Consider the following 25,503-nt stretch of genomic DNA (forward strand, 5'->3'; position numbering starts at 1 on the left):
GGACATCCGATCAACCGTCTCGACGAACTGCTGCCGTGGCTTTGGAAACCAGAGATTCATGTCAAGACCTGACTGACGTGCAAGAACCGGACGCATACGGTCGTGTTGTGCGCTTCATCTCACCCATTGTCGCTTCCTCTCTCTGCTGTGACAAGACCTTTGCATCGACGCCACGAGGCGTTGTCGAAGGCGAGAGTCCGGGTGCGCCGTGCACTCTTGCGCGCTCATCGACGGCATAATTTCGCTGCAGCAAGGCAGCGCGGACGCCATCGCGGCGCATCTTTCCATCGGTCTGACGGAGCCACATCACAGGCACTCCCGCGTGGTCCAATCGCACCTTGCGGGGCGTGGCCACAGGCAAGATAACGTGCGTTCCGTCGTCGTGGATCTGCACCAGGTCTCATCCGCCAGCGGCGGAGCTCCGTGTTCAAACGACCGTGTTCACCGTGTCAGCGATCTCCCAAAATTCGCCCGCGCGCGTCATGCGTGGGCCCCGAGTAGCTTGCGGTCCTTGGCGGCCGCGCGCGCGTTCACGTCCGCCGGTGAAGCGTCCGGATCGCCGCAGTAGAACGTGTCATCGACCCACATCGCATGCATGATCACGGCGAGTTTGCGCGCCACCGCCACCGTCGCCTTGCGGTGGGAGGCGCGCTTGGCCAGCGTCAGACCCCAGCTTTTGACCTTGTCCTTCTTCTTGTAGCGGGTCAAAAGCGCGCTCGCCGCCTCGTACAGCGCGCGGCGGACATCGCTATCGCCGGCCTTGCTGATCCGGCCCTGCACGTCGATCGAGGAGCCGGACTGCCAGCGCCGCGAGGTCAGGCCAAAATACGCGGCGACATCGCGCGAGCGCCTAAATCGGGAAGGATCGTCAACCGCGGTCATGAAGCTCAGCGCCGCGATCGGGCCGACCCCGGGAATCTGCATGAACCGCCGGCACAGCTCGTGGCTCGCCATCAGCTTCACGACCAAATTGTGCAGCCGGCAATACTCCTTCCACAATGCAGCGCGCGCATTCAGCATGGCGTCGATCAGCTCGCTGACCAGCGCATCATGGGCCACCGCCTCGCGCACCGCTTGCGCAAAACTGCCCCGCCCGACCCGGTTCAAGCGGATGCCAAACGCCTTCAGCGAGTGCCGAACCGCGTTCTCCAGATCCAAAAACTTGCGCTTCAGATTGCGCCGGTGGGTCAACAGCAGCCGCAGCCGGTAGCAGGCTTCGCTCTTGATATGGGCCTTGCGGAACCAGCCCGTGCGCATCAAATGAGCGATGCCGAGCGCGTCCGTCTTGTCGGTCTTGTTGCGCTGCGCCTTCAGCGCCGCGCGGACGTGCAGGGTCTCCAGGCACACCGCCGGCAAGCCAAGTTTTAATAGCTCCGGATGCAGCCAGGGCGACAACGCTCCCGCCTCGTGACCGAGCCGGCGCAGCCGCGCGAGATAAGGTTTGAGCGCCGCTTTGATCGCGTCCGGATCGGTCGCCACGGTGGCCTGAAGCGCCACCTCGCCCTTGTCGTCGACCACGCAAATTGCGCTCTCGTCCATCCCGACATCCAGTCCACAGAACCATTCCATCGCACGCCTCCCGCGTTGCTGAGGCGACGCAGTTTGCGCGATATTCAGCCGGCGAGCCACGTGATCGGCCGCCGCAAATCCCGGCGCAGACCGATTACGGGCGGCACTCGCTCGGTCTGCGGTCTGCGGTCTGCGGTCTGCGGTCTGCGGATCAAGATGGCACTGCGACCTACTTTCCCCTATCATCACAAGTGATCAAGCGCCTGGCTATTATTGTGCCGGACTTGGTCAAGACGCGCGTCGACACGCCCATAAGTGCGAGGTCATAGCGTGACATCGAACCAAACCGCTACAGCCTGATCCTCCGAGCCGTCACCGAAATGCGGTGAGGACCCTGACGCATGCAGGCGTTTTTCAAGGGAGGAACGCTCATGAACTTCAAGCAAATTGCTATCGGCATCTTGACAGTCACGTACCTCGTCGGGGCAGCGATGCTTCTGCCGAACGTTGGCCAAGCTGAGGATGCTAAGGTGAAGACGGCGATGGAGCTCTTGGAGTCGATGGCGAACAAACTAGGTCCGCCAAGGATCGAAGGGACAGATGCTGTCGCCGGTAAGGAGGTGCCTGCCATTTATTTTGGTTCAACCAAGATGAACAACAATTTCGACTTGGTTGATGAGGTCGTGAAGCAAGCTCAGGGGACGGCCACGATCTTCGTGAAGAGCGGTGAGGAATATGTCCGCGTCACCACCAACGTGAAAAAGGATGATGGCTCGCGAGCGATCGGAACCATTCTGGATCCCAAAGGCAAAGCGATCGAGTCCATCAGGAAAGACGAAGCGTTCTATGGAGAGGTGGACATCCTCGGCAAACCCTACATCACAGGGTACAAGCCGATACGGGATTCGTCGAAAAACGTGATCGGAATCTACTACGTAGGTTATTTGAAGTAGACCGTCCGCCGCCTGACCCGTCGGGTTTACTAGAGGCTATGGCGGCCTGAACGGCGCAAAACACCTTGGGGCGTGACTGTGGCCGCAATGAGAGTCATGCCGGCCCCCCTCGTGCGGCCCTAGTCCCGCCAGGCGCAAAACACCCGCAAGATCGCAGGCCGTCGCAGATTGGCCGGTTGGAGCTCATAATCGGCCACGGCATCATAGCGCCACGGCGAAGCAATAGTGCCCATCTTCATCGGCCGTGGCGCGCCATTTTGCGATATTCTACGATTTTCTACGATGCAGCCCCGGTTCGGGAGCGCAATGTCGCGCGGCGCTTTCGCCCATAGTGACGCATCCAGCTGCGCACTTTGGTCATCGAGACAGCGGAGCCGCAATCTTCAGTCTAGTCAGGAGCGCACCCGCGTTCCGGCCAACATCTTGCGCGCCTCGTTCAGGGCCTGTGCTTCCGCCTCCGCCCTGGTGGGACCCTCACCGCGCGCGAGGCGTGTGCCGGGGCTGACATTGTCCACCTCGCAGCGATATCGGTTGTCCAGCTTGTACGAAATCACCCCGATCTTCCAACCACCTAGGTGCTCCTTGCGTCGCTGATAGCCGTCGGCGTGCAGCCAAGTCCTTCCGGCATAAAATGCGGCTTTCTCGACCAGGCCCGCTTGCGACCAATGGTGGGCGAGGATTTCAGGATGCAGCTCCACCGTATCCGGAAACTGATCTTCCAGCACTTGCGCAATCCGCGCGTGAAGCTCCTGCCGTCGGCTCCGCAACAAGGTCGCATACGCCGCATCCCGGATCAGCGCGTGCTTGAACGTGTAGGTCGCGTTCGGCGGCCTGCCGCGACAGAAGACCAACTCGGAACGGACGAGGCGCTCCACGGCCTCTTGCAAGGTGCTTTCCGGTAGCGGGACCAGGGCGGCCAACAACTCGTATGAAAACTCGCGGCCAATCGCGGCGCCGATTTGCGCGACCTCTCGGATCGGCGCCAACCGATCCAGCCGCGCCATCAGCGAGGCATGCAGCGTCGTTGGGATCGCCAGCGGAGGCACCGGACCGGTCAAGACATACTGGTCACCCGCATTCCTTAGCAGACCGCTTTCCAACACCGTCTTGGTCAGTTCCTCGACGAACAGCGGTACGCCGTCGGCGTGGGCGGTAATTTGATCAAGGATAGCCGAGGGCAGATGCTTGTTACCGGTGAGGCACTTCACCAATTCGGCGCCGTGTTGGCGGTCCAGACGGTTGAGCGCCAATGTCGTCACGTGCGCGTCGCCAGTCCACGGCGATTGGAATTCTGGCCGAAAGGTCATGATCAGCAACACGCGCAAGGACGAGACCCGCTCCACCGTCAGCTCGAGCAACTCGAGCGAAATCGGATCGATCCAATGTACGTCCTCGAAGACCATCAGCACCGGGCAATGCGCAGCCAGCCCGGCGGCCTGCGCGAAGAGCGCCTCCAGGGTTTCCTCTTTGCGCCTCTGCGGATTGAGGTTTGGCGGCGGGTAGCGATCGCCGCCGATCGATAGCAGGTCCGCCAACAGGGCGGTGGCTTGCTTCGTGTCCTTTGTCGATGGGGCGAGGATCGCCTCGAGCTTGCCAAGCCGGCGTTCGACGTTGTCGTCCCGCTCAAATCCGGCGGCGTGCTCCAATTGGCTGACGATGGGATGAAGCGCAGTGTCCGCATGGTGGGGCGAACAGAAGAAGCGCAGCCGAATGTGCGGTTCGCCGCTCAACCGTTCTTCGATCGCCTCGGTCACGCGCGACTTGCCGATGCCTGGTTCGCCAGAGAGCAGCACGACCCGGCCATCGCACCTCTTGGCCTGCTGCCAACGGCGCATCAAGAGATCGAGTTCTTCGTCGCGGCCGATCAGCGGCGTGGTGGTGCTGGTGGCGTGGAGCGCCTCGAAGCGGCTCTCGATGGCGCTCGGGCCGACCACCTGCCATGCCTGCACCGGATCGGCGAAGCCTTTGAGCGTCGCGGCGCCGAGGTCGCGATATTCGAACAGCCCGCCTGTCAGGCGCCTTGTGTCGGCGCCGATCACGACGGCGTTCGGGGCCGCCAAACCCTGCAGCCGCGCAGCTAGGTTCGGCGTTTCGCCGACCACCGCTTCCTCCTGAGCCGCGCCTCTTCCGATCAGATCGCCGACCACCACCAGGCCCGTGGCGATGCCGACGCGCAGTTGCAGCTTCAGCTCGCCCGGCAGCGGCAGCACGGTTGCGCCGATGGCCTCAACCAGAGCCAGGCCGGCGCGGACCGCGCGCTCGGCATCGTCCTCATGGGCGTGCGGGTAACCAAAGTATACAAGCACGCCGTCGCCCATGTATTTGGCGACGAAGCCCTCGAACCTCGCGACAATTTTTGCGCAGCCATCGTGGTAGACTCGCAGCACGTCACCCATGTCTTCGGGGTCGAGCCGCGCCGAGAGCACGGTTGAGTTGACGAGATCACAGAACATCACGGTGAGCTGCCGGCGCTCGGCGGATGCTCTGGCCAACACGATGGGTGAAGTCGGAACGGCCGACGTGGCGGCGGTTGGATCGCAGTTGCTCGCCGTCAGCCTCTTACCGCACGCGGGACAGAACTTTGCACCTGAGCGAATGGCCGCGCCACAGGATGGGCACCGCCCGGGAAGAGCCGCGCCACACTCGTCGCAAAACTTGCTCTCCTCCGGAATGTCGGCCCGGCAGCTCGGACATTCCATGTGCCGCTCCCTGGCGCGGTCAGCCGCGTTCTGTTTCAAAGTCTAGCACAACGAGCCCCTTGCAGGCGCCGCTGTCTTGCCCTGATTCCAACGACAAAAAGCCGCGCCCGAATTGGGCCCGCCAATACCGATTTTTGCGCGCGCAAATTGTTAGCGCGGCGGGTACACCCGCGTTCTCACCAACATCTGTCTTGCCCTATTCAGCGCCTCGGCTTCCGCCTGCTCGCGGGTGGCCCCTTCGCCTCGGGCCAGTCGGGCCCCCGAGCTGACATTGTCCACCTCGCAGCAGTACCGGCCGCCGAGCTTGTACGAGGCGATGCCAATGTCCCAGCTTTCGAGGCGATCTCGCCGGCGCCGATAGTCCTCGGCACGCAGCACCGTTTCGCTTTGCATGGAGCTCTCCTCCTTCCAGAATCACGCCGCAGCGCGCTCGATTGGCGCGCGGACGAGGTTGCCCCACTCGGTCCAGGAACCGTCGTAGTTCTTCACGTCGGGGTAGCCCAGGAGGTACTTGAGCACGAACCAGCTGTGGCTGGAGCGCTCGCCGATACGACAATAGGCGATCGTCGGACGATCCGGGGTCACTCCCTCGCCCTCGTAGAGAGCACGAAGTTCGTCTGCCGACTTGAAGGTGCCGTCCTCGTTGCAGACCCTCGCCCAGGGGATGTTCCGCGCGCCCGGCACGTGCCCGCCGCGCTGGCAGGTCTCGGGAAGGCCGGGCGGCGCCAGGATCCGCCCCGTGAACTCGTCGGGGCTGCGCACGTCCACCAGCGCAGCGCTCTGTTGCGCCGCGGCCACTTGCGCATCGCCGAGATAGGCGCGGATCGAAAAATCGGGTGCGCCGGGCATCGTGTAGCTGCTGCGGGCGATCTGCGGCACGTCCGTCGTCAGCTCGCGCCCTCCCTCGAGCCATTTGCGGCGTCCGCCGTCCATCAGGCGAACGTCCGAGTGGCCGTAGATCTTTATCTGCCACAGCGCCCAGGCGGCGAACCAATTGTTGTTGTCGCCGTACAGGATCACGGTCGTGTCGTTCGCAACTCCCGCCTCTTCCATCAGGCGCTGGAAATCGCCGGGCGGGATGATGTCACGCTGCAACGTGTCGCAGAGCTGCGTCGTCCAATTCCAGGCGATCGCACCCGGAATATGCCCTTGGTCGTACCCACCCGTGTCGACGTCGACTTCGACGACACGAACGTTCGGATCGCTCCGGTGCGCCACCACCCAGGCGGTGTCGACCAGCATTTTGGGATCAGCATACTGGCTCATGAGAATCCTCCCTGTTGGTTTCCACGGACATCGGCGTCCGTGCAGCGGTGCCAGTGTGGTCACTCAGCTCGAACGAACCGTCCACTGAGCCGGCCCCTACATCAGCGCGTCCACGAGCGCCTCCGTCGAGGATGACTCTTTGGCCTCATCGGCCGCCGGCGTCGACGAGCAGCAGCCCACCTAATCCTCGAATGAGAAAGTCACTGCAACTCGCGCAGGGCGAAAATTGCCGTGCGAGAAGCTCAAACACAGGAGACTCGCATTCCAGCATAGGGGGCTACGATGCATCTCCAGTAGGTATTGGATCGCACTTTACGAAGTTTGTCGAGGGTTGAGGAATGCTCGCTGTTTGGCACCTTTGATGAGAAATCCCGACCGGCTGTCTGCTTGTTGCAGTAGACCCGGAAATCACTGGCCCACCCACAGAACGACGTGAATGACCCTGACATGCTGCGAGCCGCTAGTCGAAATCGACCGTCGGGAAGGACAGTAACCTTGCCAGATCGCGAAGTCAGAGCTCAGGTCGGGATCCGCTTGCGCAATTCGGCGATGTGCGACTTTCGTCGCTCGGCGCGCTCGGTGCGGCGATCGAGTACGTGCGACAAAAGCTGCTCAAGACGCTGGGGCTGTAACAAACGCTGCTCGATGTACTCCGCGACCAGATTGTCGAGTTTTTCCATCGGGACAGTGCGGCCCGGACAGCCGGTCTCCCCCTGCCGGGCTTTGGTGCAGCAGGTGTAGTAGCGGTAACGACCGCTCTTGCCGGTGCGCAGCGTCATCGCTCCACCGCAAGCTGCGCAGAAGCAGATGCCGGTAAGGAGCGTGGGGCCGCTGACGATCCTTGGCGCTATCATCGCCGGGCTTCGGCTCTTGAGCAGCATTTGGACGACCTCAAATTCATCCTTGTCGACGATTGCTGGCGCCGCCATTTCCACGATTTCGGTCTCCGGCTTGCGCTCGCGGGTCTTCCAGAACTTGGTGTTGAAGCGATGGCGGCCAACGTACGTCGTCCGGGTCAGCACCTTATGAACGGCATCGACACCCCAGCGCCCGCCGTCGCGGGTGCGGATGCCGATAGCGTTCAGGTGCGTGGCTATGGACTTGATGCCCATCGGCCCCGAGCTTCCGCTGCCCTCGCGCGCCAGGCGGAAGATCAGGCGCACCGTCTCGGCTTGGACAGGATCTATCTCAAGCGTCTTCTTGGTTCGGTGTCCGCGTTGCTCGGATGCCTCCACAATCCGATAGCCGATCGGCGGTAAGGCCCCATTCCAGAAGCCTTGCCGTGCGTTCTCCATCATGGCCCTAAGCGTGTGCTTGGCGTTCTCCTTGGACTGGTACTCGTCGAACAGCGCCATGATCTGCCGGATCATGTTGCTCATGGGGTCGTCGCCGAGCTCCTGGGTGATCGAGACCAACCGGACACCAGCCTTGGCGAGGCGACGGACGTAGAACTCGAGCTGGAACTGATCGCGGAAGAAGCGGCTGAAGCTGTGGACCAGGATCACGTCGAACGCCGGCGGCTTGGTGGTTGCCGCGTCGATCATGCGCTGGAATTCCGGCCGCCGATCGTCGGTCGCGGATAGGCCGGGCTCGACATAGTCAGCCGCGATCTCCCAGCCGCGCGAGGCGCGGCAGGAGCCGCGGGTGCCGTACCGGTTGTTCGCAGATCCGACGCGGGACCGATGTGGTAATGTCCGGTATTGTGGAGAGCGGACGAGAGAGCAGACATGGCGATATCGACGCGAATGACCCACAGGCGAACAAGGCGATGCGCTGGCCTAGACGCCTGAAGCTAGTCTTACGTGGGTGCACCCGCTACCAATCTCAGTCTGCCCAAATTATCGCGCTGCGGCAGTTCTATGCGCGGCTGCACGTTTGCGGTAAAATGTGTGCAAATGCAGCGTGCTTGCGTAGGGACTTAGGTGTTACATCGGCACGAGGTCGTATCGACAGTCATCTGCGGCTGCCGAAGTACTCCCTGCAGAATATCGTCCGCGTCTGCTTAACCCGGAACCAAGAGAGCGGGCGAGGCGCTTTCCCCGGCGAAAGGCGTACACGCGCTCCATAGTTTTTGACCGGAGCAAGCACCATGAGGAGGAAACATCTAAAGCAGCGAGCGGGTTCATGAGCCAAGACATCAATACATGGCTGCGTGCTCTTGGCCTCGGGCAATATTGTGATGTCTTCGCCGCCGGTGATGTCGATCTGAGGGTACTCCCGCATCTTACGGAGACGGATCTTCGCGAACTGGGGGTATCGCTCGGACACCGCAAGATCATCCTGGCGGCGGTTGCCGAGTCCTTCGGGGGCGCGCTATCGGCGGCAGGCGCCAACCATCTCCATTCGAACGGTCTGCCGTTGCCGCGCGCTCCCCCGGAGCGGCCGCCGGAGCGACGCCTGCTGAGCGTCCTGTTCTGCGACCTGGTTGGTTCCACGGAGCTGTCTCGGCGGCTCGATCCCGAGGATCTGCGCGAGGTGCTTCGCAGCTATCAGGATCGGGTCGCCGGCGCGGTCACCCGTTATGGCGGCTACGTCGCCCGATTCATGGGCGACGGCGTCATGGCGTATTTCGGATGGCCATGCGCCTACGAGGACCACGCCGAACGCGCGGTCCGAGCCGGGTTCGAGGCGCTGGGCGCCGTGCAACTGCTGAAGCCCAACGATATTGAGCTCGAGGCCCGCGTCGGCGTAGCCACGGGGCTCGTCGTTGTCGGGGACCTCGTTGGAGGCTCGGTCCGCGAGGAAGGTGCGGTGGCGGGTGAGACGCCCAATCTCGCAGCCAGGCTCCAGGCGAGCGCGCGGCCGAGTCAACTCGTCATAGCGGAGGCGACCAGGCGACTGATCGCCGACGCCTTCGTCGTCGAGGACCTCGGTGAGAAGCCCCTGAAGGGATTCGGGACGGGCATCCGCGTGTATCTCGTCAAGTCCGAGCGAGAGGTCGAAAGCCGCTTCCATGCGGCGCACGCCGGAGAGCTGTCGCCTTTCGTAGGTCGCGTGCACGAGGTCGCGCTGCTCGTTGAAAGGTGGGAGCTTGCGCGCGCAGGAGAGGGACAGGCAATCCTGCTCTCGGGGGATGCCGGCATCGGCAAATCCCGGTTGGTACAGGCCTTTACAGAAAAGCTGGGCGCGGCGCCGAACGTCGTCCTGCGTTTTCAATGCTCGCCCTATCATACCCACAGTACCCTGTTTCCGATTGTTCAGAATCTCGGCCGCGCCGCCGACTTTCGGCCGGGCGATAGCGACCAGCAACGGCTCGACAAGCTCGAGCATATGCTCGCCGAGGTGGGCGCGGACATTCGGACGGTGACACCCGTTTACGCGGAGCTTCTGTCCCTCGATTGGCATGATCGGTACGACAAGATCGACCTGACGCCACAGCAAAGGAAGAGCCTCACACTGCAGACGCTGGTCGACCGGTTCCTGCAGCGCGCCACGCGCTCTCCAGTGCTGATTATTGTCGAGGACGCTCACTGGATCGATCCCACCACGACCGAGCTGCTCGATGCGCTGATGGCGCCAATCAACCGAGCACCGATCATGTTGCTCGTAACACACCGGCCGAGCTGGACTTCTGAATGGCCCAGCCTCTACGGCCATGTGCTGCCGCTTTCCCTCGGGCCGCTGGCAAAGCCTCAGATCGCCGACATGGTGCGGCACATTGCCGGCGCCACTGCCAGCGCGCGCCTGATCGATGAGATCGTCGGCCGGACCGATGGCGTCCCCCTATTCATCGAGGAGTTGGCCCGCTCTCTGGTCGAGCGCGAGGCCGGCGTGGGCGAATTTGAGGTAGGGCTTCCGGCGACGCTGCAAGGCTCCCTGATGTCGCGTCTCGATCGCTGCCAGCCGACAGCGAAAGAAACCGCCCAAATCGCCTCTGTCATCGGTCGCGAGTTCAGCCGAGACCTACTTGCTCATGTATGCGATTTTCCGGCCGACGATCTCGATGCTGCCGTCGCCGAGCTGATGGCGGCGCATCTGGTTCTGAGAGGGGGTCCTTCCGAGGATGCCCTGGCGTTCAGGCACGCCCTCATTCAGGACACGGCATACCAGTCCCTGCTGACAAGCAGAAGACAGCGGTATCATGCGGCAATTGCCCGCGCCCTCGCCGAGTACCGCCGTGAGACAGCGGACACCCAGCCGGAGCTGGTTGCGCGCCACTTCTCCGAGGCCGGACTACCACAGTTGGCCCTGCCGTTCTGGCGGCGTGCCGGCGAGCGCGCACTGGCGCGCTCGGCGAACTACGAGGCCATCGAACATTACGGGAAGGCCCTGGCCATCGCCGAGAGACTGCCCGATTCGGAAGGGCGCGAGGACGCCGTGCTCGGGACAAGAATTGCATTGGGTCAGGCGCAGTCGGCGGCCGGCCATCTGCGACAGGCTTCGGCCACATTCGAGCGCGCCGCCGGCGAGGCACGAGCCCGTGGAAACAGCGATGCACTCGCCAACTGCTCCATCGGATTTGCACACGCCCGGTTCTACTATCACGATTCTCTTGATCCTTCCATCGCGCTGCTGCTCGAAGCTTTATCGGCGATCGAAGGAGGAGACAGCCGCCAGCGCTGCCGGATATTGAGTGCGCTCGGTAGAGCGTTCTTGATGAAAGGCAATTTCGAGCGTGCTGACGTCTTCAATTCCGAGGCCGTCGAAATGGCGCGCCGCCTCAAGGACGACCGCTCTCTCTGTGAAGTTCTGTTTACTCCATTTCTGGTGCCGGCCGCACTCTCGGGGACACAATCCGCGGACCTGCGCAACCGCCTCAGCGAAGCGCTCGCAGTTGCCGATCGACTGAATGACGCCGATCTCCGCACCCGAATCCTTTCTGTGCACATCTATTATTTGGCCGAATTTGGCGACTACCAGGGGATGATCGCGGCTTTGGACCAGTTTCAGTCATCAATCGAAGGCCGTCAGATGCTGCACCAGGAATGGGTTGCGCAGCTAGGGCGAGCCATGCAGGCTCTTTTGATCGGCGACTTTGCGGCCGCCGAGAAGCTCGTTGAGAACGCGTATGCGATGGGTCGCAGGACGCATGGGGAGAGTGTCGAAGGCGTCTACGGCATGCAGATGTTCACGATCCGCCGTGAGCAGGGACGCCTGGCGGAGATTGCCCCTATCATCAAACAGTTGATCAACAACGAACCAGAAGGCAATACCTGGAAGCCCGGATTCGCGCTCGTCGCGACGGAGCTGGGCTTCAAGCCGCAGGCACAAAAGATGCTGGACGAGTTGCGGCAGACCGATTTCGCCTTCCCAATGGATGCGAAGCGGAGCACGACGCTTTCCTATCTTGCCGATGTCTGTGCGGCGCTCGAGGACGAGCGCTGCGCGCGTGCCTTGTACGATCTGCTCGAACCCTACCGCCACATGACCGTCACGGCCGGTATCGTGACCGTCTGCTACGGATCGGCCGGCCGCTTCCTCGGAGCCCTCGCCGACATGCTCGGCGACTGGGATCGTTCCGAAGAGCACTTCGAGGAGGCGCTACGGATGGACCGGCACATGCATGCATGGCCTTGGCTGGCGCACGCGCAGAACCGATACGCGCACATGCTGCGCCGCCGCGGCCGCCATGGCGACATCGCACATGCCGATGCGCTGTTGAACGAATGTCTGGCGATGGCAAGTCGCCTGAACATGACCGCTCTGCTTACGAGGCTCCGCGGTCAACTGCACTGACGTGCCACGTCGTACACGGGAGAGAGCCATGCCGCGTTTCATTATCGAGCGAAACTTCGCAGAAAAACTGGAGTTCACGAAGGAAGGAGTCGAAAGAGTCGATCTCATCAACGATGAAGAAGGTGTGAAGTGGATCTTCTCCTTTCTGAGTGCCGACAAGCGCAAAACCTACTGTCTTTATGAGGCCGAAAACGCCGACGCCATTCGCAATGCGGCGAGGCGCGCCAATATTCCGGCCGACGCGATCATCGAGGTGGACCAGATAACGCCGGCGATGTTTGCGTGAAAGGTCTCATGGCGCTAGGTCGCCTCCGTGGCCCCCTCATCTCCCGGTCCCCTGCCTTGTCTCTCGTCAGGCCGCCGGCCGCTGCGCGGACGGCTGGACGTTCTGATTCAACCGGAACAGGTTGCCCGGATCGTACTTGGCCTTCAGCGCCGCAAGACGAGCATAATTCGCGCCATACGCGCTGGACACGCGATCGATCTCGTCCTCGGGCATGAAGTTGACATAGACGCCGCCGGTCGCGTGAGGCGCAGTTTCGGCAAAAAGCTGCCGCGCCCACTCGATCGAGCGCCGCTCGTCGGCCGGTTCGCGCCACCGCGTGTGGACATTCATGACAAAATTTGCATTGCGGTGCGGGTAGGCCGTGGCGTCGACGGCCACACGGCTGGTGGTCCCGCCGAGTTGGCCAATGAAAATCTCGCACTCTGCAGTCGGAAGCCTCGCAGCATGGCCCGCGAGGGTGTCGAGAAGGCCGTCGCTCAGCTCCACAAAATTGTGCGACTTCCAGTAATTGTAGGCGCCAGGCGTGAGCAGCGGGTCGAACGCGGTCTGCCATGCCGCGTAGGGCTGCATGCCGATCACGTCGGCGATCGGCTCTCCCAGGGCGCGTAGCGGCTCCAATTCGCGCTTCCCGTCGGCCTCGTCACCTGTATAGCAGACGGCGAAGACGAGGATTTCCTTTCCGTGAACCTCGGTGGGAAGGAAGGGCAGCGGCGGCGCTTGTCTGAGCACCACCCAGACCGTCAGCTCGTCGGGTGCTTTGGAGGCGGCCTGGCGATAGCCCGCGAGAAGCTCCTTTGCCCGCGCAAAGGGATGCACAATGAGTCCCGATAGAACCATTGGGCCAACGGGATGCAGACGGAACTCGAACGAGCTCACGACACCGAAATTGCCGCCGCCTCCGCGGAGCGCCCAGAACAGGTCCGAATTCTCGGTTGCACTTGCTTGAACGAGCTCACCCTCGGCCGTTACCACGTCGACCGAAATCAGGTTATCGGCGGCAAGCCCGAACTTGCGGCTGAGCCACCCGAATCCGCCGCCGAGGGTGAGCCCCGCCACGCCGGTTGTCGAGTTGATACCGAGAGGCGTGGCAAGTCCGAAGGCCTGCGCCTCTTTGTCGAATTCACCGAGCGTGGCGCCCGGCTCTACCCGTGCGGTGCGACGAGCCGGATTGACCCGGACCGAGCGCATCAGGGAAAGGTCGATCAGGAGCCCGCCTTCACAGACGGCGTTGCCGGCGATGTTGTGGCCGCCGCCGCGCACAGCGAGCAACAGGCCGTGCTCACGCGCGAACCGAACGGCACGAACGATGTCCGCGGCGCCTCGGCAACGGACGACCACGCCAGGGTGGCGGTTGATCATTGCGTTCCAGATCGTGCGGGCCTCATCATAGCCCTCTTCCCGAGCCAGGCAGAGATTGCCCCGTAACGTCTGGCGAAGAGCAGCTATGGTATCGCTTCCAAGCGCAATCGCCCCACCCTGCAGCGAGGCCAGCCGGATCTCGGTCATGGTATCTCCTCCAAAAGGTACGGTGTGAGGTTCCGGCAAGCGCCGGCTCACTTCTTCCGGACAGGTATCAGCAGAAAAGCGACCGCTGCATGTGATCGCATGTAGCCGGCGGAGCGAAGAATCGTGTCTGCAATACCGCTCGACATGGCGACCGGTGAATTTCCGCTTAGAGGTTAGTCCTCGCGGCAAAACAATGGTTCACTGAAAAATTGTTTCCAAGTTTATCGCTTTCGAAGCGCCTCAAATAGAGTGAGCTTCCTGTTTTTAGAGATTTAAGAGAGGAACTTCTTCCCTGGGAACCAGGGAGACGGGGCTCGGAGGTTAGCGTGTCGACCACTCCGACCGCTTCTTGGACCAGCTTCTCGTCAGCGGGGCGAAAAACCCGGGAAGAATGACGTCTCTGTTGTCCGATTATGGCCCGAAAGAGAACCGGAAGAACATCTGCTGCGACCGCCGCTATTCCGGGGATGAGCGGACGAGGGCGATGGCACCGAAAACAACGTGATTGGCCCAGATTGGTCATGCCACTTGATCGCTAGTGCGCACCGCGCGGGAATCTTGCAGCCCGCCGTCGGATGAAGGCCCCTAGAGAAATTGGAGTTGGGTCAGTAGGCTCCCGGGATTGCCTGGAAGACCTCGGGGCGGACATCAGGCGGTGCCGTGTCAATGACCGATCAGACCCAACGAATTGCCATTTGTCACCTCTTGCTGCGGGGAACCCGGTGGATGCCCGTAAGCGTAAACAGACAGCTCGGCCCCAACGACCGTTGTGCCCCGGGCGGGGCGGTCATCAGCGCAGTTCTCTGCGCGGTCGTTGAGGGAGATGCAGTCGTTGGATGGACGGAAAGCTCCGGATTCATCGTTAGAGAAATCGGATCGGATGGCACTCTAGCTCCGCTCGATCTCACGCCTGCGGCTCTGGCATTGGACGCACGGTACTTCGACGCAAGCGCGGCCGCGGCAGGAGCGGTTGGTATCAGTTCGTTGATCGCAGAACGTCGCATTCAGGGACAAAAGACCGGCAATCTTTCTGGAGGGTTACGCGAAGCCGCATTCGAGCGCGCTGAAGTACAGATACTCGACAAACTTCAAGGTCATTCTGTTGTAGGAGTTCTGCTTCTCGACCAACGTTAGAAACGAAGGTGTTGGGCATGGCAGCGCGGCGCGCAGCGGCGGCGACTGGCTCATGATCGCTGTTGACCAGATCTTCACCGTTTCGGGGCCGGGCAGAGCACGGCAGCTCTGCCCAGGTACTTCAGACCTCGATTTTCTCGGCGATCTCAATGGCATCATCGATCTCGATACCAAGATATCGAACCGTGCTCTCAATCTTCGTGTGGCCCAGTGGTCACGATTCATAATGCACCTCGGCTAACTCATTGAAAGTCAAGGAGGCGATCACAGGCCTGATCGAGGGAGGGGTGAATGCGTTGCAGGCGCTGCTGATGCTGCGCGCGGATGGCAATCTGGCGGCGAGCCTGCTGCGCGAAGCGGCGCACGTCGACGATCCGGCCTTGATTCAGCCCATCCGCGAGCGGTTCTCGGCGGCAGCCGCCGCGATCGAAAAGAGTCTTGAGGCGTTGCCCCAGTCGCCTGACAACAGGCGGCTGCGCGAGGCGAGCATGGCGCTGATTGTGCTGGGCCGCGGCGCGGACAACGTTTTCGAAGTCCGGTCGCAGGAGCTCCGCGCCGCCGCCGAGACGCGGCGTTCGCTTCAGGTCAAGCGTGAGGGGATGACGGTGGCGGTGGAGGTGGCGCACCGCACGCTATTCGAAACGCTTACGCCGATGGTGGACGACGCCGGCTTCGACCTTGTCACAACCAGCGAGGACGTGACGGCCAAGAGCACGAAGGCGATCACCAGCTTGGTCGAGGGTGGGGCGAACACCTTGCAGGTACTGCTGACGCTGCGCGCCCAGGGCAACCTGGCGGCGGGCCTGTTGAATGAGGCCGCCGGCGTTCCTGATCCCAGTTCACTCATGCCACTCCAGGAGCGCTTCGTAGCAGCCGCGAGCCGCGCGGAGAAGCTGCTCGCGCAGCTTCCCGCCGCGGCTGACAACGATGCGCTCAAGGGCCTCACGGAAAGGCTGATCGCGTTCGGCACGTCCGCAGTAAACATCTTCAATTTGCGACGCGAGGAGCTACGCCAGATCGCGGTTGGTCAGGCGTCCTTACAGGCCAACAACTCGCTCGTCCTGCGTCTCGGCAAGGAGGTGGCGGAACTCGTCCTGGCTGCCCAGAACAGCAGTGATGCAGCGGCGGTCCGCACCGCCCAGGCCATTCGCAATGGCCGGCTCCTGCTTCTCCTCATTACTGCTCTGAGCGTGGTGGGGGCAGTCGTGATCGCGGTGCTGTATGTGATACCCCGAGTCGTCAGACGAGCTATCGCCAATTTTTGGTGACGGCCGGAGCCGGTCAGGCGGCGGCGGTTGCGGGCTGACGGTCGGTCGGCTTGGCGATGACCTCGATCCCGTTGTTGAATGTCACACCGAGAACGAGTTTTGGCAACTGGTTGTGGCCATCGAGACGACGCCAATTTTTCTGGGCGCCCTCGACCAGTTTGAAGACCATCGCGAGCGCGGCCTTGTTGGATAGACAGCCCTTCGATCGGATCGTGCGATGGCGCACGGTGGCGAAGGTGCTTTCGATGGGGTTGGTCGTGCGCAGGTGTTTCCAATGCTCTGCCGGGAAGTCGTAGAAAGCCAGCAGCGTGTCTCGATCCTTGCGCAGGCAATCGGCGGCCGTCTCGTATTTCAGCGCGTAGCTCTCGATGAAGGCGTCGAACGTCAGCTCGGCTGTGGCCTTGGTTTCGGCCATCCATATCTCCTGCAACGCGCGTTTGGCTTTCGGCTGCTGGCTCTTCGGCAGCTTGGCAAGTACGTTGGCGGTCTTGTGCACCCAGCAGCGCTGCTCGCGCGTTTTCGGCCAGACCTCACCGGCCGCCTTCCAGAACCCGAGTGCGCCATCGGCGATGACGAGCTGCGGGGGCACGTCGAGCCCGCGCCGCTTCAGGTCGAGCAGCAGATCGCGCCAGTCGTGCGCGCTCTCGCGGGCGCCATCGGTGAAGCCGACCAGTTCCTTGCGGCCCTCCGGCGTCGCGCCGATCAGCACGAGGATGCACTGCTTTTCGTCTTCGAGGCGGGCTTCGAGATGGATGCCATCAGCCCAGATGTAGACGTAGCGCTTGGCCGACAGATCGCGCTTCTGCCACGCGCCGTGCTCGTCGAGCCAGCCGTCCTTCAGTCGGCCGATGGCGGATGCCGACAACCCGGCAGCATCCTTGCCAAGCAGCGCCGCCAGCGCTTCGGAGAAGTCGCCAGTCGAAATACCCTTCAGATATAGGATCGGCAACAGCGTCTCGATCGACTTCGAGCGGCGCATGTAGGGCGGCAGGATCGACGGCGAGAACCGGATGCGGCCAGGATCGGCAGCGGCCGCCTCACGATCGCGTACACGCGGCTGGCGGACGGCGACCGGACCGATGCCGGTCATCACCTCGCGCTCCGGCAGGTGACCGTGGCGGACGACGCGCTGGTGGCCGTCCCGGGTCTTCAAATCGGCATGCTGGCCGAGAAAGTCCGCGACCTCAGCCTCGACCGCTTTGGCGAGAAGGGCACGTGCCCCGTTGCGCAAGACTTCTGTGAGTTGATCGTCGAAGATTCCTGGCTGAATCAGTTGGATGACGTTATCGTTGGACACGGCATATCGCTCCTTCGGTGGAGAAGTGGAGGCGTCAAGCACCCCCGCGATATGCCGCCTTCCCGATTCCCGCCGTCACCAACTTTCGGCGACAGCTCTCGTCAGACCCATTGAAAACATTGCTGCGGCGATGAGCGGCCTCGCCGCGGGCGATACATCGATCGACGTGCCGGGTCGCGACCGCAGCGACGAGATCGGTCGAATGGCAGAGGCGCTCGGCGTTTTCCGGGACACGGCCATCGAGGTCCAGCGATCGAACCTAAGGGAGATTTGCGAAGGCCGCCGGCGGTTGGCGGTCGCCATCGACAGCATCTCTGAGGCCTTCTCGCTCTACGATGGTGAGGATCGCCTGGTCGTTTGCAACAACAAGTACCGAACACTCCTTTATCCGGGCGACACCTCCATAGAGATATCGCCCGGCATGACGTTCGAAAGCATCGTTCGACGCGCCGCCGAGCGCGGCTACGTCAGGGAGGCCGACGGCCGGGTCGAGGAGTGGGTCCGCGAACGCATGGCCCGTCACCGCGAACCGAGCGGCCCGCACGTCCAGCAGCGAGGCGACGGTCGCTGGATCCTGGTCAGCGAGCGCAAGACCGACGAGGGTAGCACGGTGGCCGTATACTCGGACGTCACAGAGTTGAAACAGCGCGAGAACCAGCTGGCGGAAAAATCGAGGGCGTTAGAGCAGCTCTCGAACCAGCTCGCGAAATATCTTTCGCCCCAGGTATACCAGTCTATCTTCACTGGAAAGCAGGAAGTCAAAATCGCGAGTCGGCGGAAAGAGCTGACCGTCTTCTTTTCGGACATCGCGGGCTTCACCGAGACGTCGGATCGGCTGGAGTCCGAGGACCTGACCCGGCTGCTGAACCATTATTTGACCGAGATGTCGCAGATCGCCCTTTCCTATGGCGCGACGATCGACAAGTACGTCGGCGACGCCATCGTCATCTTCTTCGGCGATCCGGAGACACGCGGCGTCAAGGAGGACGCCCTCGCCTGCGTCGAGATGGCCATAGCCATGCGGAAGAGGATGCTCGAGCTGCAGGCCGTGTGGCGAGCGTCGGGCATCGAAAAACCCCTTCAGTGCCGAATCGGAATCAACACGGGGTACTGCACCGTCGGGAACTTCGGCAGCGAGGATCGGATGGACTACACCATCATCGGCGGCGGCGTGAACCTTGCCTCGCGGCTTGAGGCTGCCGCCACGCCGGGTGAGATCCTCATCTCCTTTGAGACCTACGCGAATGTTCGCGATCAGATTCACTGTGAGGAGCGTGGGCACATATCTGTCAAAGGCATCGCCTACCCCGTCGCGACCTATCAAGTCGTCGACGCCTATGAGAACCTCCGGACTGAGCGCCTGTTCATGCACGAGGAACGCCCCAACCTCAGGCTGGATCTCAATCTCGACGCGATGTCCGCCAGTGATCGCGATCATGCGGCCACGGTGCTACGCGAGGCCTTGAATCGACTGTCGGCGCTCGACCAAGCCTTCACGCCGGGGCCGCACGAGGCGAAGCAAGTCGCGTTCACTCAGGACGGCCCGTGCATTACGGACTCAGGTCAGACATCGCGTGAGGTCTGAAAAGGGTCACAAGCGGCGGTGCCACACCAGCCAAACTGGGTCCGCTTCACCCTGGACAGCAGACATTAGAGATGAAATCGCATGCGGTGACGTACCGCATCGCGCTTGCGGTACGTCAGAAATCGGGGAAAACCGTCAGACTTCGCATTTTCGAAGCCCTGCCCTGTGTTACCAGCCGGAACGGAGGCCGGACTGATCGGATTCGTCTGGGCAGGAGCACTCTCGATGCTGATGTTCAAGGAAAGGCGGCCCACGATCCGGACTCTGCGTGGCTGGGCAATATCGGTGCTGCAGGAAGCGGGAGCCATTCGAGAATGCGAGGAGCACGGCTGGATGCAAGACCGTGCCGATCCGCACGCCCGGGAGCGCGCCCTTACTATCGCCCGAGAGGACCCGCCGCGTGGCGTCTTTCCCGACGAGGCTATTGCCGAACTCATGGACGTACTGGACTCGATCAGCGATGCATGTCCCGAGTGCCCGCTGGAATGCGGTTAGGCAGCCGCACTGGTACCGCTGTCGGGACCGCATCGCTTGCGCACGCGCGCGAGCTCTTGCCAAGCCGTGGCAACGCTGATCCATTTCTGCCGCTCTGCACCATCAGTTGCGACGGCGAGCTTTATGGCCGCGTCGGCCTCTCGTTCGGGATCGTAGTGGTTCTCCATCGAACAGGAATGTAATCGCAGATCGTAAACGATCATGTGAAGCACAGGTCCGTAGGACTCCGGTCCCCGATCTATCGGCCAAGGGCCGACCCTAGCGTCCAAGCCGTCGGACCGAGATCGTTCCTGGCCGGCCGCGGCAACCTCGGAATCAGAAATCTTGCGGACTCCCGCTCCGGAGAGAGCGTATGATCTGGTCCGGGGGAAAGGGATGACTGCTTCAATCAACGAGCGGCCGATGTGTCCGGTATGCAAGCACCGGATGACATTGGCACGCATCTCTCCCGGCAAACGCGGATTTGAGGAGCGCACCTTCGAATGCTCGACCTGCGAACGTATTGAAGTAGTGTCCTTCGCCGTGGATCCAATGAAGACAGATGCGGTCGGCTGGCTAGCAGGCGAGTTGAAGCCGCCTCAATAGAGTTCGGTTGTAGGCGTGAGTGAGGTGTAGCCTGATGGACGGGTCAGGCGAGGCATGACGCTTCAAGGGACGCCGACCAGAGTGGTCCGTAAGTTTCGGTATAACAATCCCATACGGTACATTACTGAACTGAGGCTGCGCCCGATTTCACCAGGCACCTAAGCTGATTTCCTCTGGGGCTTGGCCGTCGGCTTCTTTGCAACCGTATCCTTCGCCCCCTTCTTGCCGGCGATCGGTAACAGCATCTCCTTCTGACCTGACGCGGTCTTCTTCGGCTTCTTCGTCTTTGACGTCTTGACGGATTGCTCCTGGCCGACGCTTCGGCGCAGCGCCTGGACGATTGTCAGTCATCCCATGCGTAGACCTGTTCCGCCGCGATCGGTAGAAACAACAATCCTTACGGGATCGCATTGCGGCAAGACGTTGATTATGTCGCCGGTACCGAGCTTCTTCGGCAGGGAAGCCATCAAGCCTGTGCACGCTCGTTTGTTATTTGCGAGAATGTCCGTAACAGTGATGTCTTGATCTTGCGCGACTTGATCTAGTGCCACCTACATGCGCGACGGGAGACACCGCATGGGAAAGAGCCTCACCTTCGCTATAGGCGACATCCACGGTTGCTTTGAAGAGCTCAGGACCCTCCTTGACTTCTGCGGAATGTGCGCAGGCAGCGTTGAGCACGAATTCGGTCTTGTAGGCGATTATGTCGACCGAGGCTCGGCGTCCGACGAAGTCATTGCATATTTGATTAAAGAGCCGGCCACGGGCCCGCGGCGATTTCGTTGCCTGCTGGGAAACCATGACAGCATGCTTTCCGTGGCTGCGAACCCGGCTCGCACCGATGCTGACCTGATGCAGGGGTGGGCGAACGGCGGGGAGGCAACGTTGGACGCTTACGGTGTAGGTGATCCCTGCGATTTGCCAGCGGATCACCTGGCATGGATAAGATCGCTGCCCTTTTGTCTGCACGAGAACAACCGGTTCTTCGTTCATGCCGGCATACGGCCGGGCATTCCTCTCAATGCTCAGTCCGAACACGACATGCTTTGGATACGCGAGCCCTTCTTATCTTCAGAGCTTTGGCACGGTGCTCTCGTCGTACATGGTCATACACCAACAGCAACCGGCGCTCCGGATGCGCGAGCCAATCGCGTCAATCTTGATACAGGGGCCTGCTTCGGTCGACCGCTCACCGCGGCAGCATTCGGCCCAGACGAACTCGGCCCCTTATTCTTTGTAAACAGCGACGGCTTACGGTTCAAAATGTCGGCTGCTTCCGCATCAAAGTAGCCGAACACCACCTTGCTCATTCAACGCAGCGAATAGCCTGGACATGCGAACGGCTTTGGTATCAAAGCGCTCTTCGAATCAAAGGAGAGCGCAGTGGCAAGAGAGAAGACTAGGAAGACTAAGCCAGCCCGTAAGCCATATACCGCGTCCGATATCAAGGCGTTGAAGGCGCACTCAAAGGCACGAACGCCGGTATCAAAGCTGTCGAAGATGATGAAGCGTACGGAAGGCTCACTACGACAGAAAGCATTGTCGCTGGGGATCGGACTCGGTCATCAACGATAGTTACGTCATGAATCGCACAGCGGCGAAACCTTAACTTTTGCAATCTTACGAGCTGCATTCACTACACGAGCGTCGCCTTCAACTTGCGCCCGACACGCTGCGCGAGCCCCAATTGCGCCCACACGGTTGATGTCTAGGGCGGCGCTCCCCGACAGCTCCCCTGCCACCTACTTCACAGCCATTTTGCGCAGTTTAGGCCCCATTTTGTGATTAGAGCTCGACCTGCCCAGGTTAGGCTCGGTGCCTTCTCTTTTGCGCCAATAACGGCCGTTCTGGAGTTTCCTGCCAGCGGCACTGCCGCGCAAGAGCTTCTGTTGCCGCTCCGAAGTCCTATAGACACGCGCGAGGGGATAACCATAAAGTCAACTGGGCGGAAAACTGGATCCGAGCCGATGACGCAACAAGTCGAGCGGCGTCTTGCAGCGATCCTTGCGGCCGACGTTGCAGGCTACAGCAGGTTAATGGGCGCCGACGAAGAGGGCACTCTCTCGTCCTTGAAGGCGCATCGGCGAATCCTGGATCCCAAGATCAAAGAGCACCACGGAAGAATCTTCAAGACCACAGGCGACGGGATGCTTGTCGAGTTCCCAAGCGTAGTCGATGCGGTAAAATGCGCTGTCGAGATTCAGCGCCGCATGGCCGGGCGCAACGCCAACGTCTCTCTCGACAAGCGCATCGAATTCCGGATGGGCATCAACATTGGTGACGTGATTGGAGACGGCGTGAACGTCGCGGCGCGGCTCGAGGGCAAAGTCTGTTGCCGTCCGCTTCGACGTGCGATGTCCGCTCTACAACGCATCGCAGACTCAGGCCGGACATCTCGACATGTCCGTGAAGGGGCTAACAGCAGACTCGTGCTGTGGAGCAAATAGCATCATCATTCGATCACCTCGTCGGCACGGACGTGAGCGTTAAAGATATCAGCTCAGCCGCGGCAAGAGATTTGATGAAGAAACTCATTGAGTGGCTTTGGGCCCGATCACGGGAATGAGCAGTCTCCGAGACCACCGCCTCACTCCCCGGTCTCCGGCACTTAGGAACGTTTTACCCCTCTGCACGTCCTTGAGGGATGTCGCCAGTGCGTCGCTATCAATGGACAAAGCAGTCGCCTACGCGACCTCGGCATTCATCATCGGCTTCGGCATCTGGATCGTCGTTGCCGGCCTAAGCTCGGGTTCGCCGACCTGTTTTGCCTGCGCCGCCCTCATTCCGATCGCGATCGGACTTTGGAGCGCTTGCGGAGACTGCTAACGCGCAGGGGAAAAGATACGTTAGGTCAGCTGGGCTGAATTGTTATTCGGCGTACGGTTTGCTCCCCGATCGGCGCCGAAGGTTGACCCCGCCCAACACCGCCCAATTCCTTGAACCATCACCGGAATGCTCATCTCGTGTGGGGTCAATGTTGGGCTCTGACGCATATTCGATGATCGTGATTGTTTTTATGGCGCGCCAATCAGCCTAGCCTGAAGGAGATCGAGCTTAGCGCGCCCGTACATCTGCCGTTTGACCAGCTTGAGCTTGGTGATCTGAGCTTCCACTTGGCCATTGGACCATGGTTGCGTAATTGCGGCGTGCACCGCGCCCTTATCGTTGGCGATTCCATTCGCGAACGAGGCAATGAGGCTCCGCTTGGATTCATCAATCCAAGGTTCGAGCTCCATCTCAGCCTTCTTTCGGATCATCGCGTGGAAGCGGCCAACGAGAGCTTGGGCATCGGCCAGCATAGGAACGTTTTGTTCGATGACGGCAAGCGTGACGGTCTCGGCCTTGGTTAGGTGGTCGCGCTTCGTCGTCATCAGCTGCGCTATCGTTCTGGCGGCGGGGACCTTCTGCAATTGTTGATGGCTGATAGTCTCGGCACGCCGCCGTCGCGTCGCCCATTCCGCCACCACGCGCAGCGACCCCTTGAAGCCTTGTCCCTTCAAACGGCGCCAGAGTTCGGCACCGTTGCGACAGCCGCCTGACCACTGCGCGTCCAGGAACGGCAGATGCCCGTCCAGGGTGCTTTGACGGGTGCGGAACATATCCGTACCGCCGCCGCGGCCAATTTGGCGAACCAGATTGCGACTATGTCCTGTGCGGCGGACGATCTCCTTGAGCGGCACACCGTCGCTGACGAGAGCCGCAATTGCGGCATGGCTGTCCTGGCGCCGCAGATAGCCCTGATAGCGCAGCTTTTCCGCACAGGTCAGCAATTCCGAGTTGATCGTCGTCGCTCCAATTGCGATTCGGATTCTGTTCATGGAGCGGCGCACCGCATCAAGGAAGGCCGCGCTCGCATTTTCCATCAGATGCCAGCGGTCGGCGACTTGGATGGCGTTCGGCAGCGCCTTTGCTGCTGCCTCGCCGTATCCACCACCACGATCTCGCGACACAATGTTGATCGCTGGGTGCTTCGATAGCCACGCCCGAACGGTCGCAGTTTCCCTGTCGGGCAGCAGGGTAACGATCCGCCGACGCTCCAAATCGCACACGATCGTCCCGTATCGATGGTTTCTCCGGAACGCCCAGTCATCGATGCCCACAACAAGCAATGGATCTGTCGGCATCGCCGTCCGCCGGCGGACCACCCGTAGCAAGGTATCGTTGCTGACAGGCAGCATGAGCCGCTTGGCGAAGCTTGCCGCCGGCCGGCCGCCGAGCGCCAACCCCAAGTGATGGACGATGTATTCCAGCCGTGCCGTCCGGCGCCGTCGAAGCGGGACGATGTCTTCTCCGAACCGCTCCGCGAAGATCCGCCGGCGGCAATGCGGCACCTCACATGTGAAGCGCCGCGTGAGCAATCGGAGGCGCACCTTTCTGCCCGCTGATGGCAAATCGGCCACGTGCCGGATGTAACGGCTATGGATTCGGCGCGATGCTGTCGCGCACGAAGGGCACTGGGCCTCCGCAGCCTCTGACCGAACAGCCAGAATAACCGAATCCTCTGAATCACTTACGCCATCAAACACCAAACCACTCGGTACTAGCGATGTAATTCGAAAGCCTGTCCGCATGGCGCCGATTCTCCGTTGAAGAACCACAGTCGCCGGCGAACTTCATCAGAAATGAGTCAGAGCCAATGTTGGAAGCCGATGGGGGTCAAAGTTCGGCGCTTATTTACAGCCAATGCGCACGATCGGCACCCCGACTTCATTATGAAACGTTGGATAACTTTCCATCTGCAGCGCGCGGCTTGGGCGCCCGATCAATGATGCAAAGTGCCGTGCATGGATCGTCGAGCGAGGGCTCGATCAGCACCCGGTGAGCGGCGCCCCTCTCGCGTCGTTCGGCTGTCGTAAAAACGTACCCATAGCGACGTCCACCGTCAGTTTCTCCCACCACGGGAGAGGGTTGGAAGCTAACGCACCTGCAGAGGCGCCGGGGTCGCCATCGACGCGACGCTCTGAATCATTGCATTCTGCACCTTCTCGAAGGCGCTCACCTCGATCTGGCGCACGCGCTCCCGCGAGACGCCGTACTCCTCGGCCAGCTCCACCAGGGTGATCTGTTCCTCGGCGAGCCGGCGCGTCTCGAAGATGCGCCGCTCGCGCTTGTTGAGCACGGTGAGCGCATCGGACAGCGTCTTGTGGCGGTTATCGAACTCCTCGCTCGCGGCGAGCGTCGTCTCCTGGTCCGTGGATTCGTCCACCAGCCAGTCCTGCCACTCGCCGGAATCGCCGTCCTCGC

At 61.6% G+C, this 25,503-nt stretch carries 21 protein-coding genes and 3 pseudogenes; 13 read left to right on the forward strand and 11 right to left on the reverse strand.

All coding sequences use genetic code 11. The features are described 5' to 3' along the window. Positions 1-480: 480 nt before the first annotated feature. Positions 481-1,569 (reverse strand): IS110 family transposase, encoded by a 1,089-nt coding sequence (locus IVB46_RS08885; RefSeq protein WP_247302117.1) that lies wholly within the window; start codon positions 1,567-1,569, stop codon positions 481-483. Positions 1,570-1,910: 341 nt separating this feature from the next. Here IVB46_RS08885 and IVB46_RS08890 point away from each other — a divergent pair, with 341 nt between their 5' ends. Beyond that, the gene (locus IVB46_RS08890) at positions 1,911-2,462 is read left to right on the forward strand and encodes a Cache 3/Cache 2 fusion domain-containing protein (protein WP_247302119.1); all 552 of its coding nucleotides are present in this window, start codon (positions 1,911-1,913) and stop codon (positions 2,460-2,462) included. A 392-nt stretch (positions 2,463-2,854) separates the two neighbouring features. Here IVB46_RS08890 and IVB46_RS08895 read toward each other — a convergent pair whose 3' ends face one another. From IVB46_RS08895 to IVB46_RS08910, 4 genes are all read right to left on the reverse strand, one after another. Continuing rightward, positions 2,855-5,161 carry an adenylate/guanylate cyclase domain-containing protein gene (locus IVB46_RS08895; RefSeq protein ID WP_256468555.1) on the reverse strand — a complete coding sequence of 769 codons (2,307 nt, stop codon included), beginning with the start codon at positions 5,159-5,161 and terminating at the stop codon, positions 2,855-2,857. Between the two features lie 150 nt (positions 5,162-5,311). Further along, positions 5,312-5,554 carry a hypothetical protein gene (locus tag IVB46_RS08900; RefSeq protein WP_247302120.1) on the reverse strand — a complete coding sequence of 81 codons (243 nt, stop codon included), beginning with the start codon at positions 5,552-5,554 and terminating at the stop codon, positions 5,312-5,314. A 21-nt stretch (positions 5,555-5,575) separates the two neighbouring features. After that, positions 5,576-6,427, reverse strand: a complete 852-nt coding sequence (locus IVB46_RS08905) for a sulfurtransferase (protein WP_247302123.1) — start codon at positions 6,425-6,427, stop codon at positions 5,576-5,578. 518 nt (positions 6,428-6,945) lie between these two features. Continuing rightward, a complete protein-coding gene (locus IVB46_RS08910) occupies positions 6,946-8,181 on the reverse strand; it encodes a recombinase family protein (RefSeq protein WP_346016122.1) in 1,236 nt (411 codons plus the stop codon). Between the two features lie 370 nt (positions 8,182-8,551). On the opposite strand from IVB46_RS08910, the gene IVB46_RS08915 reads away from it, so the two are divergent. After that, positions 8,552-12,103 carry an AAA family ATPase gene (locus IVB46_RS08915; protein WP_247302125.1) on the forward strand — a complete coding sequence of 1,184 codons (3,552 nt, stop codon included), beginning with the start codon at positions 8,552-8,554 and terminating at the stop codon, positions 12,101-12,103. A 28-nt stretch (positions 12,104-12,131) separates the two neighbouring features. Then, on the forward strand, positions 12,132-12,389 hold the full coding sequence (locus IVB46_RS08920) for a DUF4242 domain-containing protein (protein ID WP_247302127.1): 258 nt from the start codon (positions 12,132-12,134) through the stop codon (positions 12,387-12,389). A gap of 66 nt (positions 12,390-12,455) precedes the next feature. Here the strand turns inward: IVB46_RS08920 and IVB46_RS08925 are convergent, their stop codons facing one another. Then, positions 12,456-13,895, reverse strand: a complete 1,440-nt coding sequence (locus IVB46_RS08925) for an FAD-binding oxidoreductase (protein ID WP_247302129.1) — start codon at positions 13,893-13,895, stop codon at positions 12,456-12,458. A gap of 666 nt (positions 13,896-14,561) precedes the next feature. Here IVB46_RS08925 and IVB46_RS08930 point away from each other — a divergent pair. The 3 genes from IVB46_RS08930 to IVB46_RS08940 are packed head-to-tail and all read left to right on the forward strand — an operon-like array spanning position 14,562 to position 16,297. After that, positions 14,562-15,029 carry a hypothetical protein gene (locus tag IVB46_RS08930; RefSeq protein ID WP_247302132.1) on the forward strand — a complete coding sequence of 156 codons (468 nt, stop codon included), beginning with the start codon at positions 14,562-14,564 and terminating at the stop codon, positions 15,027-15,029. Positions 15,030-15,081: 52 nt separating this feature from the next. After that, positions 15,082-15,270, forward strand: a complete 189-nt coding sequence (locus IVB46_RS08935) for a hypothetical protein (RefSeq protein WP_247302135.1) — start codon at positions 15,082-15,084, stop codon at positions 15,268-15,270. A gap of 4 nt (positions 15,271-15,274) precedes the next feature. Beyond that, positions 15,275-16,297, forward strand: coding sequence for a hypothetical protein (locus IVB46_RS08940; protein WP_247302138.1), 1,023 nt, complete (start codon positions 15,275-15,277; stop codon positions 16,295-16,297). A gap of 13 nt (positions 16,298-16,310) precedes the next feature. On the opposite strand, the gene IVB46_RS08945 is transcribed toward IVB46_RS08940, so the two are convergent. Then, complete coding sequence (locus tag IVB46_RS08945) at positions 16,311-17,594, reverse strand: IS256 family transposase (RefSeq protein WP_247302141.1); 1,284 nt, start codon at positions 17,592-17,594, stop codon at positions 16,311-16,313. Between the two features lie 94 nt (positions 17,595-17,688). Here IVB46_RS08945 and IVB46_RS08950 point away from each other — a divergent pair. Together IVB46_RS08950 and IVB46_RS08955 are read left to right on the forward strand one after the other, a co-directional pair. After that, positions 17,689-19,068: pseudogene (locus IVB46_RS08950) on the forward strand (adenylate/guanylate cyclase domain-containing protein); the annotation flags it as partial. Positions 19,069-19,404: 336 nt separating this feature from the next. After that, entirely contained in the window at positions 19,405-19,674 is a 270-nt protein-coding gene (locus IVB46_RS08955; RefSeq protein ID WP_247302144.1) for a hypothetical protein, read from the forward strand. Here the strand turns inward: IVB46_RS08955 and IVB46_RS08960 are convergent. Next, positions 19,671-19,877, reverse strand: coding sequence for a hypothetical protein (locus IVB46_RS08960; RefSeq protein WP_247302146.1), 207 nt, complete (start codon positions 19,875-19,877; stop codon positions 19,671-19,673). The genes IVB46_RS08955 and IVB46_RS08960 overlap by 4 nt on opposite strands. A gap of 172 nt (positions 19,878-20,049) precedes the next feature. Between IVB46_RS08960 and IVB46_RS08965 the strand changes: the two genes are divergently transcribed. Further along, on the forward strand, positions 20,050-20,259 hold the full coding sequence (locus IVB46_RS08965) for a response regulator (RefSeq protein WP_247302149.1): 210 nt from the start codon (positions 20,050-20,052) through the stop codon (positions 20,257-20,259). Between the two features lie 158 nt (positions 20,260-20,417). On the opposite strand, the pseudogene IVB46_RS45075 reads toward IVB46_RS08965, so the two are convergent. Beyond that, positions 20,418-20,606, reverse strand: a pseudogene (locus IVB46_RS45075) (Ku protein); the annotation flags it as partial. 229 nt (positions 20,607-20,835) lie between these two features. Here IVB46_RS45075 and IVB46_RS08970 point away from each other — a divergent pair. The 4 genes and pseudogenes from IVB46_RS08970 to IVB46_RS08985 all read left to right on the forward strand — a co-directional run bounded on the left by IVB46_RS08970 (position 20,836) and on the right by IVB46_RS08985 (position 23,085). After that, the gene (locus IVB46_RS08970) at positions 20,836-21,549 is read left to right on the forward strand and encodes a metallophosphoesterase family protein (RefSeq protein ID WP_247342514.1); all 714 of its coding nucleotides are present in this window, start codon (positions 20,836-20,838) and stop codon (positions 21,547-21,549) included. Between the two features lie 93 nt (positions 21,550-21,642). Continuing rightward, complete coding sequence (locus tag IVB46_RS45080) at positions 21,643-21,834, forward strand: hypothetical protein (RefSeq protein WP_247302155.1); 192 nt, start codon at positions 21,643-21,645, stop codon at positions 21,832-21,834. A 392-nt stretch (positions 21,835-22,226) separates the two neighbouring features. Beyond that, positions 22,227-22,580, forward strand: a pseudogene (locus IVB46_RS08980) (adenylate/guanylate cyclase domain-containing protein); the annotation flags it as partial. A gap of 346 nt (positions 22,581-22,926) precedes the next feature. Continuing rightward, entirely contained in the window at positions 22,927-23,085 is a 159-nt protein-coding gene (locus IVB46_RS08985) for a hypothetical protein (RefSeq protein ID WP_247302159.1), read from the forward strand. Between the two features lie 188 nt (positions 23,086-23,273). Here IVB46_RS08985 and IVB46_RS08990 read toward each other — a convergent pair whose 3' ends face one another. Beyond that, positions 23,274-24,830, reverse strand: a complete 1,557-nt coding sequence (locus IVB46_RS08990; protein ID WP_247342517.1) for an ISL3 family transposase — start codon at positions 24,828-24,830, stop codon at positions 23,274-23,276. A 344-nt stretch (positions 24,831-25,174) separates the two neighbouring features. Beyond that, positions 25,175-25,503: sigma-70 family RNA polymerase sigma factor (locus IVB46_RS08995; RefSeq protein WP_247342521.1), on the reverse strand; the 329-nt coding region annotated here is incomplete at its 5' end.

It is taken from the genome of Bradyrhizobium sp. 61 (genome assembly GCF_023073075.1).
Taxonomy (GTDB): Bacteria; Pseudomonadota; Alphaproteobacteria; order Rhizobiales; family Xanthobacteraceae; genus Bradyrhizobium; species Bradyrhizobium barranii.